11 protein-coding genes are annotated in these 15061 nt (G+C 67.8%); 6 read left to right on the top strand and 5 right to left on the bottom strand.

All coding sequences use genetic code 11. The annotated features are described in order from the left end of the window. Nucleotides 1-118: 118 nt before the first annotated feature. Together asnB and AC1AYD_RS00865 are read right to left on the bottom strand one after the other, a co-directional pair. A complete protein-coding gene (gene asnB / locus AC1AYD_RS00870; RefSeq protein WP_476501913.1) occupies nt 119-2008 on the bottom strand; it encodes an asparagine synthase (glutamine-hydrolyzing) in 1890 nt (629 codons plus the stop codon). Nucleotides 2009-2187: 179 nt separating this feature from the next. Then, entirely contained in the window at nt 2188-3174 is a 987-nt protein-coding gene (locus AC1AYD_RS00865) for a 4-hydroxy-3-methylbut-2-enyl diphosphate reductase (RefSeq protein ID WP_476501914.1), read from the bottom strand. A gap of 233 nt (nt 3175-3407) precedes the next feature. Between AC1AYD_RS00865 and AC1AYD_RS00860 the strand changes: the two genes are divergently transcribed. Both AC1AYD_RS00860 and AC1AYD_RS00855 read left to right on the top strand, forming a co-directional pair. Then, entirely contained in the window at nt 3408-4358 is a 951-nt protein-coding gene (locus AC1AYD_RS00860) for an aldose 1-epimerase family protein (protein ID WP_476544541.1), read from the top strand. A 127-nt stretch (nt 4359-4485) separates the two neighbouring features. After that, a complete protein-coding gene (locus AC1AYD_RS00855) occupies nt 4486-4560 on the top strand; it encodes a 50S ribosomal protein bL37 (protein ID WP_003817083.1) in 75 nt (24 codons plus the stop codon). A 183-nt stretch (nt 4561-4743) separates the two neighbouring features. Here AC1AYD_RS00855 and AC1AYD_RS00850 read toward each other — a convergent pair whose 3' ends face one another. Continuing rightward, a complete protein-coding gene (locus tag AC1AYD_RS00850; RefSeq protein ID WP_476501916.1) occupies nt 4744-5037 on the bottom strand; it encodes a hypothetical protein in 294 nt (97 codons plus the stop codon). Further along, nucleotides 5034-5717, bottom strand: coding sequence for a sigma-70 family RNA polymerase sigma factor (locus AC1AYD_RS00845; RefSeq protein ID WP_476502032.1), 684 nt, complete (start codon nt 5715-5717; stop codon nt 5034-5036). The genes AC1AYD_RS00850 and AC1AYD_RS00845 overlap by 4 nt, the downstream gene beginning before the upstream one ends. A gap of 251 nt (nt 5718-5968) precedes the next feature. Here AC1AYD_RS00845 and AC1AYD_RS00840 point away from each other — a divergent pair, with 251 nt between their 5' ends. The 4 genes from AC1AYD_RS00840 to AC1AYD_RS00825 all read left to right on the top strand — a co-directional run bounded on the left by AC1AYD_RS00840 (nt 5969) and on the right by AC1AYD_RS00825 (nt 11253). Then, nucleotides 5969-7531: a UDP-N-acetylmuramoyl-L-alanyl-D-glutamate--2,6-diaminopimelate ligase gene (locus tag AC1AYD_RS00840; protein WP_476501917.1), complete on the top strand. Its 1563-nt coding sequence runs from the start codon at nt 5969-5971 to the stop codon at nt 7529-7531. 138 nt (nt 7532-7669) lie between these two features. Continuing rightward, a complete protein-coding gene (locus AC1AYD_RS00835; RefSeq protein ID WP_476501918.1) occupies nt 7670-9259 on the top strand; it encodes a UDP-N-acetylmuramoyl-L-alanyl-D-glutamate--2,6-diaminopimelate ligase in 1590 nt (529 codons plus the stop codon). 6 nt (nt 9260-9265) lie between these two features. After that, a complete protein-coding gene (locus AC1AYD_RS00830; RefSeq protein WP_476501919.1) occupies nt 9266-10510 on the top strand; it encodes a carboxylate--amine ligase in 1245 nt (414 codons plus the stop codon). Beyond that, entirely contained in the window at nt 10507-11253 is a 747-nt protein-coding gene (locus tag AC1AYD_RS00825; protein ID WP_476501920.1) for an aspartate/glutamate racemase family protein, read from the top strand. Before AC1AYD_RS00830 ends, AC1AYD_RS00825 begins: the two co-directional genes overlap by 4 nt. 94 nt (nt 11254-11347) lie before the next feature. Here AC1AYD_RS00825 and smc read toward each other — a convergent pair whose 3' ends face one another. Then, complete coding sequence (smc, locus tag AC1AYD_RS00820) at nt 11348-15055, bottom strand: chromosome segregation protein SMC (RefSeq protein ID WP_476501921.1); 3708 nt, start codon at nt 15053-15055, stop codon at nt 11348-11350. Between the last annotated feature and the right edge of the window lie 6 nt (nt 15056-15061).

Here is a 15061-nt window from a genome sequence, read left to right as displayed (position 1 = left end):
GCCCTCCCGACAGTATGGACAGCATGGATTGGTCCAACCTGTGTGTGCACACAAACCGCACTGATGATAGCCGGAAGGCTTGACCGCGGTCGCGGTCAAGCCTTCCGATGAACGGCGCTCAGTCGCCCAGGTCGAGCACGGCCGGCTTGGAGCCGTCGTGCACGAAGTACACGTCGTACCAGGTGAGGAACGTGTAGATGGTCCAGATGCGGCGGCGGTCGTCGGTCTTGCCGGCGTAGTTGTCGTCGAGCATCTTGAGGATCGCGTCCTGGTCGAAGAACTCGTTCACGTAGTCGCGCTCGAACACGGAGCGCACCAGCTTGTAGTACTTCTCCTCGCGCAGCCACTTCTTGATCGGCACGGGGAAGCCGAGCTTCTCGCGGCTCTTCCACTCCTCGGGCAGGTGGCGGCCGGCGGCCTGGCGGAACGCGTACTTGGTGTTCTCGTCGTTGATGAGCCACTTGGTGGGCACCTGCTCGGCGACGCCCATGAGCACCTTGTCGAGCAGCGGCACGCGCAGCTCGAGCGAATGGGCCATGGTGAGCTTGTCCGCCTTGAGGAGGATGTCGCCGGGCATCCACTGGTGCATGTCGAGGTACTGCTTCTTCTTGAGCTCGCTCAGCCCCTTGCCCTCGATGCGGGCGTAGGTCTTGTCGACGATGCTCTGCACGCTGGGCGCCTTGCGGTACGCGGGCTTCAGGATGCGGTCGGACTCCGATTCCTCGAACACGCGGGCCTGGCCGATGAAGCTCTCCTCGGCGGGCGCGAGGTTCGCGTACAGGTGCCATGCGCCGTGGAAGGTCTTGCCCTTGCACCAGCGGGCGATGGCGTGGCGGGCTCCGGCGGGCAGGTGGGTGAGCCAGCGGGTGACGACCTTGATGACCTTCGACTTCGTGTGCACGCCGTAGTCGATGTAGCCGCCGAACAGCTCGTCGGCGCCCTCGCCGGAAAGCACGACCTTGACGTCGTGCGCGGCGAGCTTCGAGAGGAAGAACAGCGGCACGCAGCTCGGGTTGGAGTCGGGCTCGTCGAGATGCCATTGGATCTGCGGGAAGGCGCTGAACGCCTCCTCGTCGGTCAGGGCCTCGGCCGTGTTGTTGAGCTTGAGGATCTCGGCGAGTTCGCCGGCCTGCTGGCTCTCGTTGTAGGTGCCCTTGCCGAAGCCGATCGAATACGTGTGCTGCGGGCGGGCCACGGCGGCCACGTAGCTGGAGTCCACGCCGGAGGAGAGGAACGAGCCGACCTCCACGTCGGCGATCTGGTGGGCCTTGACGGATCCCATGACCGTGTCGTCGATGGTGTCGACGAGATGGTCGAGAGTCACGTCCGACTCGCGGAAGCGCTCGTCGTAGTAGCGGTGGATGTCCATCTTCCCGTCGCGGTAGGTGAAGTAGTGGCCTTCGGGCAGCTTGAACACGCCCTTGAAGAAGGTCTCGGCGAACGGCGGGTACTGGAAGGTCATGTACGGCTTCAGCGCCTCGCGGTTGAGCTCCTTGACGAAGTCGGGGTGCTGCAGCAGGCTCTTGATCTCGGAGGCGTACATGAACGTGCCGTTCATCTTCGCGTAGTAGAAGGGCTTGATGCCGAAGTGGTCGCGCGCGCCGAACAGCTCCTTCCTGGTCTTGTCCCAGATCACGAAGGTGAACATGCCGCGGATCTTCTGCAGCAGCTCGACGCCCCACTCCTCGTAGCCGTGCAGCAGCACTTCGGTGTCGGATTCGGTGGTGAACGTGTGCCCGGCCTCGATGAGCTGGGCGCGCAGCGGTTGGTAGTTGTAGATCTCGCCGTTGAACGTGATGACGAGGTTGCCGTCCTCGTTGTAGATGGGCTGCTGGCCGCCGCCGAGGTCGATGATGCTCAGGCGCCGGTGGCCGAGCGCCACGTACTCGTCCACGTACTTGCCTTCCGAATCGGGTCCGCGGTGGGCGATGATGTCGGTCATCCGCTTGATGACCGGGCACTTGACGTCGATCGGGTCGTCGTTGACGAATCCGGCGATTCCGCACATAAGGTATTCCATCTCCTCGGGGTTGATTTCGACTGCCAATACCCTACCAACGCGATGTGACGGTCCTGTGCATCGCCGCCGGCGCGGTCATCGCCTGCGAAGTTACCGGCGGCGAAGCTCCGACGACTGAGCCGCATAGCGGAAAGCCCGGTGGGCTTTCCGTAGGCGAAGTGAGCGGTTTACCGCGAAGGCTGCCTGCGGAGTTCCGCAGGCAGCACGAAGTGCATGGTCTCCTTGGTGGTCTCCACGGATTCGACGTCGGTGTAGCCGCGTTCGCGCAACGCGGCGATCACGCCGTCCACGTACTCCTCGGGCACGGACGCGCCGGAGGAGACGCCGACCGCCTCGACGCCCTCGAACCAGGTGGGGTCGAGGTCGCCGGCGTCGTCGACCCGGTGGGCGCGGCCGCGCTCCCCCAGCCCCTCCTGTGCGACCTCGACGAGGCGCACGGAGTTCGACGAGTTCGCCGACCCCACGATCACGACGCATCCGGAGCGTTCGGCGACGAGCTTGACGGCGGCCTGGCGGTTGGAGGTCGCATAGCAGATGTCCGAGCTGGGCGGCATCTCGATCCACGGGAAGCGGGCCTTTAGCGCGGCGATCGTGCCGGCCGTCTCGTCGACGCTCAGCGTGGTCTGGCTCAGGAGCACGAGCTTCGTATCCGGCGTGAAGTCCAGCCCCTCGACGTCGCGCTCGTGCTCGATCAGATGCACGTGCTCCGGGGCCTCCCCCACGACGCCGACCGCCTCGTCGTGGCCCTTGTGACCGATGTAGACGATCTCGTAGCCGGAACGCGCGAACCGCAGCACCTCGCGGTGCACCTTGGCGACGAGCGGGCAGGTGGCGTCCACCACGTTGAGCCCGCGCGCCTTCGCCTCCGCCTTGACGGCGGGCGACACGCCGTGCGCGGAGAACACGACCGGCACGCCAGCGGCGGCGGCCTCGTCGGGGATCTCGTCCAGCTCCTCGACGAACACCGCGCCCTGCGAGGCGAGATCCTCGACCACATGCTTGTTGTGCACGATCTGCCGGCGCACGTACACGGGCGGCAGATCGCCGTCCGGCGCGCCGTGCGAACCCTTGAGGATCGTGCGCACGGTGAGGATCGCCCGGTCCACGCCGGCGCAGAATCCGCGCGGATCGGCCAATACGATGCGTTTCGCCATGGGAATCAGGGACCTTTCTCGACTGTCGCGGGGCATCGGCGCGTCCGGCGCCGCCCTCCCTACTGGATGCACTCTACCGCACCGCGGGGCACCGCGACCGGCCGCGCCGCGCGCGATTCGCCGGCGACATGCGCGGCGCGGCGTGAAAATGGGGCTAGACTGGACGTGTTAGCGATAACGCAAGTTGTCGCGTACACTACAACAACCTCTATATTCACTCTGGAGTGAGATATATGGCCAAGAACCTTCCCCCGCGCACGGGACAGCAGTACACGATCACCCACGGCGACTACAAGGCCGTCATCACCGAACTGGGCGCGACGATGCGCGAAGTCACCTACAAGGGCAGGAACGTGATCGTCCCGCTCGGCCCGGACGACCCGGTCACCTGCTGCCACGGCCAGCTGCTCGTGCCGTTCCCGAACCGCATCGAAGCCGGCGTCTACACCTTCGAGGGCAAGACGTACGAGCTGCCGATCGACGAGCACGACAAGAACACCGCCATCCACGGCTACGGCTACCGCTCCTTCTGGAAGCTCGAATCCCTCACCGAGAGCTCCGTCACCCAGTCGTGGCGCGTGCCGTTCCTGCTCGGCTACCCGTTCGACGTGACCGTCACCGCGACGCACGAGCTCACCGACGACGGCCTGAAGATCACCGTCGAGGCCACCAACAACGGCGACGTGGACGCCCCGTGGGCGCTCGCCATCCACCCGTGGCTCGACAACGGCTTCAACGGCTACGGCGACGAGATCGACGGCCACAACGCGCAGTGCACGCTCACCGTGCCCGCCCGCACGCACGTCACCGTCGACGAGAACCTCATCCCGACCGGCACCGAGCCGGTGGACGGCACGAAGTACGACTTCCGCGAGCCGCGCCTGCTCACCGAGCAGCCGTACGACGACGCGTGGACGGACGTCGAGCACGCCGCCGACGGCACCGCGACCGCCACGTTCCACCGTCCGGACGGCCTGACCGTCCACGTGGGCGGCGACGAGACGGTCACCTCGTTCCAGGTGTGCACCGGCACCGGCTTCCCGGCGTTCAAGCACCCGGCGGGCACCGCCGTCGAACCGCAGACCGCCTACGCGAACGCGTTCAACACCGGCAAGGACCTCATCGCGATCAAGCCGGGCGAGTCCAGCGTGACGAAGCTGTTCATCAAGGCCGAGATCGACTGACGTCCCCTTCCACGGCACGCGCCGCGAACCGCCTGACGGGCATCGCCCGAAACGCGGTTTGCGGCGCGTCCGCGCTCTGTGGCATAATGCCGAAGGCTTATTTATCTTTCCAGTAAAGGAGTCCATCATGGGCATGCGCGGACGTAAGCGCAAGGATCGTCGTAAGAAGGCCGCCAACCACGGCAAGCGCCCCAACGCCTGATTCTTGTCTGTTCAAGACGCGGAAAACCCGCCTGAGCCTCGCGCCCAGGCGGGTTTTCTCATGTCCCCGGCTCCCTCTGATGTCCGAGTCCTCGGCTCCCTCTGACGAGGGAGCTGTCGGCGAAGCCGACTGAGGGAGAGACATCGCGAACGGAATCCCACATACCCCGCGCGAGGCACCGGCTCACTGCTCGCCGCAACAGTGGTCGAGGCACGTCTTCAGCCGCGCCTTGAGACATTCGGGCGCCGATTCGGGCCGCAGATAGGCGCGCAGCGCGGCGATCATCGCCTGCTCGCGCTCGGAGCAGCAGGTCGACGGGTCGAAGCACTCCCCCATGCCGGACGCGGCGACGTCCGGGGAGTCCGCGCCGACGACGCGCGTCTCGGCGATATGCACCTCGGTGCGGCTGACCGTCCCGTCCGCGTTCACGCGGGTGATGGAGACGCTGCTGACCTGCTCCACGGATCGCTCGTTCATCGCGTCCCCTTTCCCTTGCCGTCGGTTCCATTATCGCCGGAAACACCCGAACCGGCACGGCCGCGCCCCGACTTCGCCGAGGGTGAACCGGAGGCGGAGGACGGCTTCGCCGGCAGCTGCGAGCCGTACCCGCGCTCGCGCGCATAGGAGGCGAGCTCGTGCTTGAGCTGGGTGCGCGCGCGGTTGAGCCGGCTCATCACCGTGCCGATGGCGACGCCCTGCTCCTCGGCGACCTGCCGGTACGATTTGCCGTCGATCGCCGTGTCGATGAACACCTGCCGGCGCTCGGGGGACAGTTTCGCCAACGCCTGCATGATCTCCTCGGGCGCGAACGCGTCCAGATACTCGTCCTCCGCGGATTTGAGCCCATCCGAGGAATGCTCGGACGCCTCGTACAGGTCCCAGTCGTCGTATTCGCCGCTCGTATCGTTCGCCCGCTGCGGACGGCGCTTCGCCTTCGCATACTGGTTGAAGTAGGCGTTGCGTTCGATGGTGGTCATCCACGCCTCGAAGTTCGTCCCCGGGGTGAACGAGTCGAACGCCTTGAATCCCTTCTCGAAGGTGTCCTGCACGAGATCCTGCGCATCGTCCGGATCGTTGGTCAGGCGCATCGCCCGCCGGTACAGTGCGTCGAGCGCGGGCATGGCGAGCTTCTCGAAGCGCGCGCGGCGCTCCGCCATCGTCTCTTTCGTCTCGCTGGTCACGGTTGCCCATTGTAATCGCCGTCCACGGGATATCGTCGGCATCCTGCGACGGGAATCCAAGACACCTCCCAGCGAACGTCGAGATTCGTCGCCCACAGTGGAGCCGTCCGGACGGGAATCCCGCGGGGACGGCCCGTACACGACCGCGCACACGACCGGACGCACGACGACATACGACCGATACGAACGGGCGGGCCCGGGGCCCGCCGCGAAAGGAAGCGACACCGATGGCCCTGACCCTGAACTCCGCCGCGACGCTGCTCGAACGCCACCATCTGCTGCGCGAGGTGATCCACGGCGGACATTGGTCGAGGACGGCCGCGACGCTGCCCCACGCCGACGAGCCGTTCGCCTCGATCACCTACGACACCCGCGAGATCGCGCCCGGGGCGATGCTCGTGTGCAAGGGGCGCTTCCGCCCCGAATTCCTCGACGGCTGCGACGCCAAGGGGCTCGCCGCCTACGTGGCCGAGACCGACATGTCCGCCCGCACCGCCGCGCCCGGCCTGATCGTCGACGACGCGCGCAAGGCGCTGAGCCTGCTCGCCGCGGAATTCTACGGCCGCCCGCAGGACGAGCTCACCCTGATCGGCATCACCGGCACCAAGGGCAAGACCACCACCGCCTATTTCACGCAGGCCGTGCTCAACGCGCGTTCCGGCGGCCGCTGCGCCCTGTTCTCCTCGGTGGACAACTGCCTCGACGGCCGCACCTACGTCGAATCGGATCTGACGACGCCGGAGTCGCTCGACGCGTTCCGCATGATGCGCGAGGCGGCCGACAACGGCATGAGGTACCTCGTCATGGAGGTCAGCTCGCAGGCGTACAAGGTGAACCGCGTCTACGGACTCACCTTCGACGTCGGCGCGTTCCTCAACATCTCCCCCGACCACATCAGCGACATCGAGCACCCCTCGCTCGAGGACTATCTGCGCTGCAAGCGCCTCATCGTGGACAACAGCCGCGCGCTGGTGCTCAACGCGCGGACCGACCACGCCGACCTGCTGCGCGAGGACGCGGCCGCCGCCGGCGTGCCCGTGACGGATTTCGCGCTGCTGGACGCCGCGCCCGCCGGGAACGACGCGCCCGCCGCGGCCGTCGCGTGGCCGACGGACGGCGGCCACGACGCCTACGCGATGCGTCTCGATGGACGCGACCTCGGCGGATACCGGCTGGCGCTCGCCGGCGATTTCAACTACGAGAACGCGCTGGCCGCCGTGGCCATCGCCCACGCCGCCGGCGTGACGGCCGACGAGGCCGGCGCGCTGCACGCGATGGAGGCCACGCGCGTGTCCGGCCGCATGGAACGCTTCCGCGACGAGGCGAGCGGCACCGACGTCATCGTCGACTACGCGCACAACCACGTGTCCGTCACGGCGCTGCTCGACTTCGTCGACGCGCGCTACGCCGGCCGCAATCCCATCATCACGCTGGTGGCCGGAGCCGCGGGAGACAAGGCGCTCGACCGCCGCCGGGAGATCGTCGAGGCGGCGCAGGACCGCATCGCCCGATTCGTGTTCACCGCGGAGGACACCGACACCGAACCCTACGAGGACATCTGCCGCGACATGCGCTCCCACGTGACGAACCCGCACGTCGCCACGACCACGATCATCGACCGCGTCGCCGCCATCGCCGACGCGCTGGACGAGGCCCGCGCGCACCCGGAGCGCACGGACGTGGTGCTCGTCATCGGCAAGGGCGACGAACGCTGGATCAAGGACCGCAACAGGCACGTGCCGTACGAGGGCGACGACCGGGTGGTCGAACGGCTGCTGGTGTCGCGGTGATACGCCGGCGGCACGGCCGTCCCGCGCCCGCCGTGCCCGTCCCCCAAGGCCATCGCACGGCGGGCGGCGGTGGAGTAGTATCGTGCGGTGACGCCGGGGAGACCCCGCGTCGCCACACGATACTAGGGAGAGAGCCATATGCCCACCACGACTTCGCCGTTGAGCCTCGCCGCCGCGGCCAAGCTGCTGGATAACCATCATCTGCTTCGTGAGATCGTCGCCGGGGACCGTTGGACGATGGACGCCTCGACGCTGCCCGGCGCCGACGATCCGATCCCGTCCATCACCTACGACACCCGCGAGGTGACGGACGGCACGCTGCTGTTCGTCAAGGGACGGTTCAAACCCGAATTCCTTGACGGCATCGACGGGCGCGGTCTCGGCGCCTACGTGGCCGAGACCCCCTACACGGACCGCACGAAGGCACCGGGCCTCATCGTCGAGGACGTGCACAAGGCGATGAGCCTGCTCTCGGCCGAGTTCTACGGCCGTCCGCAGGACGAGCTCACCCTGATCGGCATCACCGGCACCAAGGGCAAGACCACCACCGACTACTTCACGCACGCGATCCTCAACGAGTACTCGCACGGCCACGCGGCGATGATGAGCTCGCTCACCTGCTGCCTCGACGGGCATACGTGGACGCCGTCCAAGCTCACGACGCCCGAATCGCTCGACGCGTTCCGCATGATGCGCGAGGCCGCCGACGCCGGCATGGAGTACATGGTGATGGAAGTCAGCTCCCAGGCGTACAAGGTGAACCGCGTCTACGGACTCACCTTCGACGTCGGCGCCTTCCTCAACATCTCCCCCGACCACATCAGCCCGATCGAACACCCCACGTTCGAGGACTACCTCTACTGCAAGCGCCGCATCATCGCGAACTCGCGCACGCTCGTGCTCGGCGCCGACTGCGACCACGCCGACCTGCTGCGCGAGGACGCGCGACGCGCCGGCGTGACGGTCACGACGTTCGCGCTCGACGACCCGGCGACCGGACACACGACGCCCGCCGACGTGACGATCGCCGTGGACCCGTCGCGCAAGACCGGCATCCGCGTGACGTGCGGCGGCACGACCGTCGCGCTCGAGCTCGACATGCTTGGCGAATTCAACTTCCTCAACGCGGGCACCGCGATGACGCTGGCGATGAAGGCCGGCGTGCCGTTCGACGACCCGGCGATGCGCGCCGTCGAACGCGTGCAGGTGCCGGGACGCATGGAACGCTTCACCGAAGGCGAGAACCTGCACGTGTACGTGGACTACGCGCACAACTACATCTCCACCAAGTCGGTCGTCGATGAGGTGCTGCGCGTGTACGGCGAACGGGACCCGCGCATCACGCTCGTCGCCGGATCGACCGGCGGCAAGGCCATCGACCGCCGCGAGGGCATCGTCAAGGGCGCGCTGGGACGCGCCAAGTCGTTCATCCTCACCACCGACGATCCGAACTTCGAGGACCCGCGCGCGATCGCCGAGGAGATGGCCTCCCACGTGACCGACCCGGACGCGACGGCGAAGGTGATCGTCGACCGCGAGCAGGCGATCGGGACGGCCATCGACGAGGCCCGCGCCGACGCGCGCGAGCACGGGAGGCTTAACATCGTGCTCGTCATCGGCAAGGGCCACGAGACGCGCAACATCATCGACGGCAGGCCGGTGGCGTGGCCGGGCGACGCGAACGTCGTGCGGCGCGCGCTCGAACGGCATGCGCAGGGAGTAAGGTGAGCAACCATGACCCGATTCCAACCGATTCTGCTTGGCAGCGACATCAACGTGTACGGCATGGCCCGCGCGTTCCACGAGGAGTACGGCATCGTCTCCGACGCGTACGCGTACTTCCAGCTGAGCCCCACCAAGTTCAGCAAGATCGTCAACGTGCACATCGTGCCCGACTTCGACAACTTCGTGACGTTCCGCGACTTCATGCTCGACCTCGGCCGGCGCATGAAGGCCGAGGACCCGGACCGCGCGCTGCTGCTCATCCCCTGCGGCGACGTGTACGCGAACCTGCTGAGCCAGTGCGGCGACGACCTGAGGAAGTACTTCGTCTACAACACGCTCGACATCCGCCTGTCGCGCGAGCTCGCCTACAAGGCCACGTTCTACAAGCTGTGCGAAAAGTACGACCTGCCGCATCCGAAGACGAAGACCGTGACCGCCGAGGACGTGAGGCTCGGCGCGTACAAGGACCTGCCGTTCTCCTACCCGGTGGCCATGAAGCCCGCCAACTCGGTCGAATGGCTCGACATCGACTTCGAGGGCCGCCGTAAGGCGTACATCTTCGAGCGCCCCGAGGAGCTGGACGTGATGATCCGCCGCGCCTACGACGCCGGCTACAAGTCCGAGATGATCATCCAGGACTTCATCCCCGGCGACGACTCGCGCATGCGCGTGCTCAACGCCTACGTGGACCACCACCACCGCGTGCGCATGATGTTCCTCGGCCACCCGCTGCTCGAGGACCCCTCCCCCGTGGCCGCCGGCAACTACGCGGCCATCATCCCCGACTTCAACCAAGGCGTGTTCGACCGCATCAAGGCGTTCCTGGAGAGCATCGGCTACGAGGGCGTCGCGAACTTCGACATGAAGTACGACGAGCGCGACGGCGAGTACAAGCTGTTCGAGATCAACCTGCGCCAGGGCCGCTCCAGCTACTTCGTCACGCTCAACGGCTTCAACCTGGCGAAGTACTTCGTCGACGACCTCGTCGAGGACACGCCGTTCGACGGGAACACCGTGTTCGGCCGCGGCTCGAAGCTGTGGCTGGAGATCCCGCGTTCGATCTTCACCGACTACGTCGCCGAAGGCGAGGACAAGGCGCGCGGCATGGCGATGATGAAGGCCGGCGACTGGGGCACCACGCTCGAGTACTCGAAGGACATGAACCCGCTGCGCTGGCTGATGATCCGCCACATGTTCTCGATCTACAAGAAGAGCTACGCCAAGTACTTCCGACAGAAGGGCGCATTGAAGTGAGAAGACCGTTCTTCGCCGTGCTGGGAGGCATGGGATCGCTGGCCACGGAAAGCTACGTGCGTCTCGTCAACGAGGGCACGCACGCGCATTGCGACCAGGAGTACCTCGACTACGTCGTGTTCAACGACGCCGCCGTGCCGGACCGCACCGCGTTCATCACCGGCCAGTCTGGCGACGACCCGTTCCCGGTGATCGCCGACGACATCGAGAAGGCGACCGCGATGGGCGCGAGCTTCATCGTGCTCACCTGCAACACGGCGCACTATTTCTACGACCATTTCCAGGCGCTCACCCCTGTGCCGATCCTGCACATGCCGCGCGGGGCGGTCGCGCGCCTCGCCGAACTGTACCCGCATGCGCCTTCGGGCACGTGCGAGCGCGTCGGCTTCCTCGGCACGCTCGGCTCGCGCGCCGCGGGCGTGTACCGTCAGGCCGTCGAGGAGGCGGGCTACGAGTTCGTCGAACCGGACGACGCGCTGCAGGACCGCATCACGTCGCTCATCTACGACGACGTGAAGGGCGACGGCGGATTGAACCTGGAACGCTACGAGTCGGTGCTGCGCGACATGCTCGACCCGTCCGGACCGGTGCGCGCCGACGCGCTGATCCTCGGCTGCACCGAGCTGAGCGTGCTGAACGAGGCGTTCCCAATGCCCCAGCTGCCGCTCGTGGACGCGCAGGCCGTGCTCGTGGACGATACAATCGTCCGCGCCAAGGCGTTGCGCGAGTCACGCAAGGCGTGAGCCGATCGGCTCTTCCGGCGGCATGACGAAGCCCCCTTCCATCCCGTAGCGGGTGGAAGGGGGCTTCCGCGTCTTCGTGTCTTCGTGTCTTCGCTCAGTCGGCGATGGCGAGGCCGCCGTCGAGCTTCTGGCTCACCACGGCGGTGACGCCGTCGGCACGCATCGTCACGCCGTAGAGCGCGTCCGCGATCGACATCGTACGCTGCTGGTGGGTGATGACGATGAGCTGGGCGTGCTCGCGCAGATCGTCCAACGCGTCGAGCAGACGTGTGAGGTTCACGTCGTCCAGCGCGGCCTCGACCTCGTCCATCACATAGAACGGGCTGGGACGCGCGGTGAAGATCGCGAACAGCAGGGCCAGCGCGGTCAGCGAACGTTCGCCGCCGGACAGGAGGCTCAGCTGTTTGACGCGTTTGCCGGCGGGGCTCGCCTCGACGATCACGCCGGTCGAAAGCGGGTCGTCGGGGTGTTCGAGCCGCAGACGACCGGTGCCGCCGGGGAACAGAGTCGCGAAGACCTGTTCGAACGCCTTGGCGGTGTCGTCGAACGCGGTGAGGAACACGTCGACCATCGTCGCGTCGAGGTCGTGGATGAGCCGCATGAGGTCGTCGCGCGAACGGGCCACGTCGTCGCGCTGCCCGTTGAGGTACTTATTGCGCTCCTCCAACGCCTCATACTCCTCGGTGGCGAGCGGGTTCACCTTGCCGAGTTTGGCGAGGTCGCGCTTCGCCTTGTCGAGACGCCGCTCCTGCTCCTCGCGCACGTACGGCGTGGTGCGGATGGCGGCGGGAGCGCCGTCGGCGGCGGTATCGGCGGCGGTCGCATCGGTCTCGGTCGCATCGGTGGTATCGGTCGCGTCGGTATCGGCGGTCTCGACGGGAATCGGACGGCCGTGCTCGTCGAGCACCGGCACCGGCCGGTCCGGACCGTACCCCATGACGAGCTCCTCGACCGTCATGCCGAGTTCGTCGCCCGTCTTGCGTTCGATCTGCGCGTATTCGCCCGCGTAGCGCTCGCGGTCCACGTCGAGCGCATGCTCGCGTTCCGCCAGTCCGCCGACCTTTGGTTCGAGCCCGTTGCGGCGTTCACGCAGTTCGCGCAGCTCCTCGTTGCGTCCCGCCGCCGCGGCCCGAAGCGCGTCGCGCTCGGCGACGACCTTCGCGATCGCCTGCTCCGCCTTCGACGCCGCCGCGCCGGCCTTCCGCGCGAGCGTCCGGGCGTGCGCGGCGCGTTCGCGACGTTCCGCGGCGAGCCTGTCGAGCCGTTCGCGGCGTTCGCGCGCCGCCTGCGCCTGCGTGTGCAGGAGCATCGTCTGACGTTGCAGCGATTCGGCCTTGCGTTTCGTCTCCGTCCATGCGATCTTCGCGGCGACCTCCCGGTCGCGGGCCGTGGCGAGCGCCGTCTCGAGCTCCCGCGCGCGTTCGGCGAGCCCGTCGGCGTCCTGCCGTCCCGCGTCGTCCGCCGTTTCCGCGTCGAGCGCGGCAGCGAGGTCGGCGAGACGGGTGCGGTGGCCCTCCTGCTCCTCGCGCGCGGCGGCGAGCCGTTCGTCGAGTCGTGCGATCTCACGCGTGACGCCGTCGAGACGCGATCGGACATCGCGCGTCTCACGTTGCGCCTGTTCGGCTTTGAGCCGCTGTTCGGTGCGTCGTCGGGTCTCGGCGTCGACGTTCGCCGACGCCTGCGCGAGTGCGGTGCGCGCCTGCGATACCTTGGGCTCCAGCTGTTCGAGCCGTGCGGCGAGTTCCTTCGCGCGGCGCAGCGCCTTATCGCGGCGGGCGGCCAGCGACAGGTCGCTTTGCGCGGAGCCCGCGCCGCCCGCCGCGGCGACGCCGGCGACCAGCACGTCGCCGGCGCGCGTCACGGCGCGGGTCGCCTCGCCTGCGGCGACGATGCGTTGCGCGTCCTCGAGCCGGTCGGCCGTGGCCGTGTCGGCGAGCAGGGCGCGCACCGCGGCGACGACGCGGGCGGCGAGCGCCGGATCCGCGGCATGGGGGTTCGCGGCGACGAGCGAGGCGAGCGTGGGCGTACCGGCGACCGCGTCGCCTTCCTCGGTGTCGCCTTCTGTGGCATCGGCCGATGCTCCCGCAGTATCCGGGATGTCGCATCCCGCGTTGATGACCGCGGCTTTGCCGATGCGGCGTTCGCGGGCGGCGCGCAACGCGGCGAGCATGGCCGTGTCGTCGGGGACGATGAGCGCGCCCGCATACCCGTCGAGCGCATGGGCGACCGCCTCCTCCCATCCGTCGGCGACGTGGATGAGGTCGGCGAGACGCCCGAGCACGGTCACGTCCGGATCGGATTCGAGCGAACCGGCGTCGCCACGTGACTCGAGCGTATCCTTCAGCGCCTCGGATTTGGCGTCGAGCGAGATGATCGCGGACTGGAGGTCACGCTGTTCGGCGAGCAGCGCGTCGAGGGCGCCGCGACGTTCGTCGAGCGCGGCACGCGCCTCGTCCAACGCGACGTTCCCGTCGTCGCCGCCGGTTCCGGTCTGCTCGCGCAGGCGAGCGAGCCGCGTGCGCGCGTCATATTGCTGGGCGAGCAGGGATTCGCGTTGCGCCGCGAGGTCCTTGCCTCGTCCCTCCCCCAGTTCGACGGCGGCCTCCTCGCGCGCGATGAGCTCGCGCATCCGTGCGGCGCGCGCGTCGCGTTCTCGTGAGGCGCGGTCGACTTCGGCGATCGTACGTCGCATGCCGGCGAGTCGCCGCTCGTCGGCGGCGCGCGTCTCGGTTGCCTGTTCGAGCGCGAGCCGCGCATCCTGTTCCGCGTCCCGCGCTTCGGCGGCCTGACGGTCGAGTTCCGCGGCGCGATGGTCGAGGATGTCGGGATCCTCGCCGCGTTCCGGCGCGACGGCCGCGGACAGCGCACGGCCACGTTCGTCGGCGAGCGCGGCGAGCGAACCGAAGCGTTCCTTGAGCTGCGTGAGCTCATGCCAGGACCGGTCGAGCCGTTCGATGGCGGGGTCGGCTTCGCCGGCCTGCGCCTCCACCTGTTCGATGCGCACTTTGACCTGTGCGAGTTCGCGGCGCATGGCGTTGAGGTCGCCGCGGACGGCCGTCAGCTCCTCGTGCGCCCGGTCGCGTCGTCGCATCGCCTTGACCGCGTCCTCGGCGTAGAGACGTGACTGGGCGTCGCGCAGCGTGACCTTGATCGCGTCGGCGCGGCGGGAGACGCGGGCCTGGCGGCCGAGCGGCCCGAGCTGGCGGTGGATCTCGCCGAGCAGGTCGTCGAGCCGGCGCAGGTTCGCGTCCGTGTTGGCGAGTTTGCGCAGCGCGCGCTCCTTGCGTTTGCGGTGTTTGAGGACGCCGGCCGCCTCCTCGATGAACGCGCGGTGCCCGGCCGGGTCGGCCCTCAGGATCTGGTCGAGACGCCCCTGGCCGACGATCACGTGCATCTGCTGGCCGAGGCCGGTGTCGCTCAACAGCTCCTGGATGTCGAGCAGACGGCATGGCGAGCCGTTGATCGCGTATTCGGAGCCGCCGTTGCGGAAGATCGTGCGCGAGATCGTGACTTCCGTGTAGTCGATGTCGAGCGCGTGGTCGGTGTTGTCGATGGTGAGGCTCACCTGCGCGCGGCCGAGCGCCGGACGGGAGGACGTGCCCGCGAAGATCACGTCCTCCATCGACGTGCCGCGCAGGTTGCGCGCGCCCTGCTCGCCCATCACCCAGGTGAGCGCGTCGACGATGTTCGATTTGCCGGAGCCGTTCGGTCCGACCACGGCGGTGATGCCGGGCTCGAAGCGCAACGTGGTCGCCGAGGCGAACGATTTGAAGCCGCGCAGCGTCAGTTCCTTGAGATACACCCCTTG

This window comes from Bifidobacterium sp. LH_426 (genome assembly GCF_056356875.1).
Note: the sequence above shows the minus strand (reverse complement) of the source record. Positions and strands in the feature narration are given on the sequence as shown.

Bases quoted from the DNA above. Each gene is read 5' to 3' on its own strand.
- asnB (WP_476501913.1), bottom strand. From the start codon at position 2,008: ATGTGCGGAATCGCCGGATTCGTCAACGACGACCCGATCGACGTCAAG.
- AC1AYD_RS00865 (WP_476501914.1), bottom strand. From the start codon at position 3,174: ATGGCGAAACGCATCGTATTGGCCGATCCGCGCGGATTCTGCGCCGGC.
- AC1AYD_RS00860 (WP_476544541.1), top strand. From the start codon at position 3,408: ATGGCCAAGAACCTTCCCCCGCGCACGGGACAGCAGTACACGATCACC.
- AC1AYD_RS00850 (WP_476501916.1), bottom strand. From the start codon at position 5,037: ATGAACGAGCGATCCGTGGAGCAGGTCAGCAGCGTCTCCATCACCCGC.
- AC1AYD_RS00845 (WP_476502032.1), bottom strand. From the start codon at position 5,717: ATGGCGGAGCGCCGCGCGCGCTTCGAGAAGCTCGCCATGCCCGCGCTC.
- AC1AYD_RS00840 (WP_476501917.1), top strand. From the start codon at position 5,969: ATGGCCCTGACCCTGAACTCCGCCGCGACGCTGCTCGAACGCCACCAT.
- AC1AYD_RS00835 (WP_476501918.1), top strand. From the start codon at position 7,670: ATGCCCACCACGACTTCGCCGTTGAGCCTCGCCGCCGCGGCCAAGCTG.
- AC1AYD_RS00830 (WP_476501919.1), top strand. From the start codon at position 9,266: ATGACCCGATTCCAACCGATTCTGCTTGGCAGCGACATCAACGTGTAC.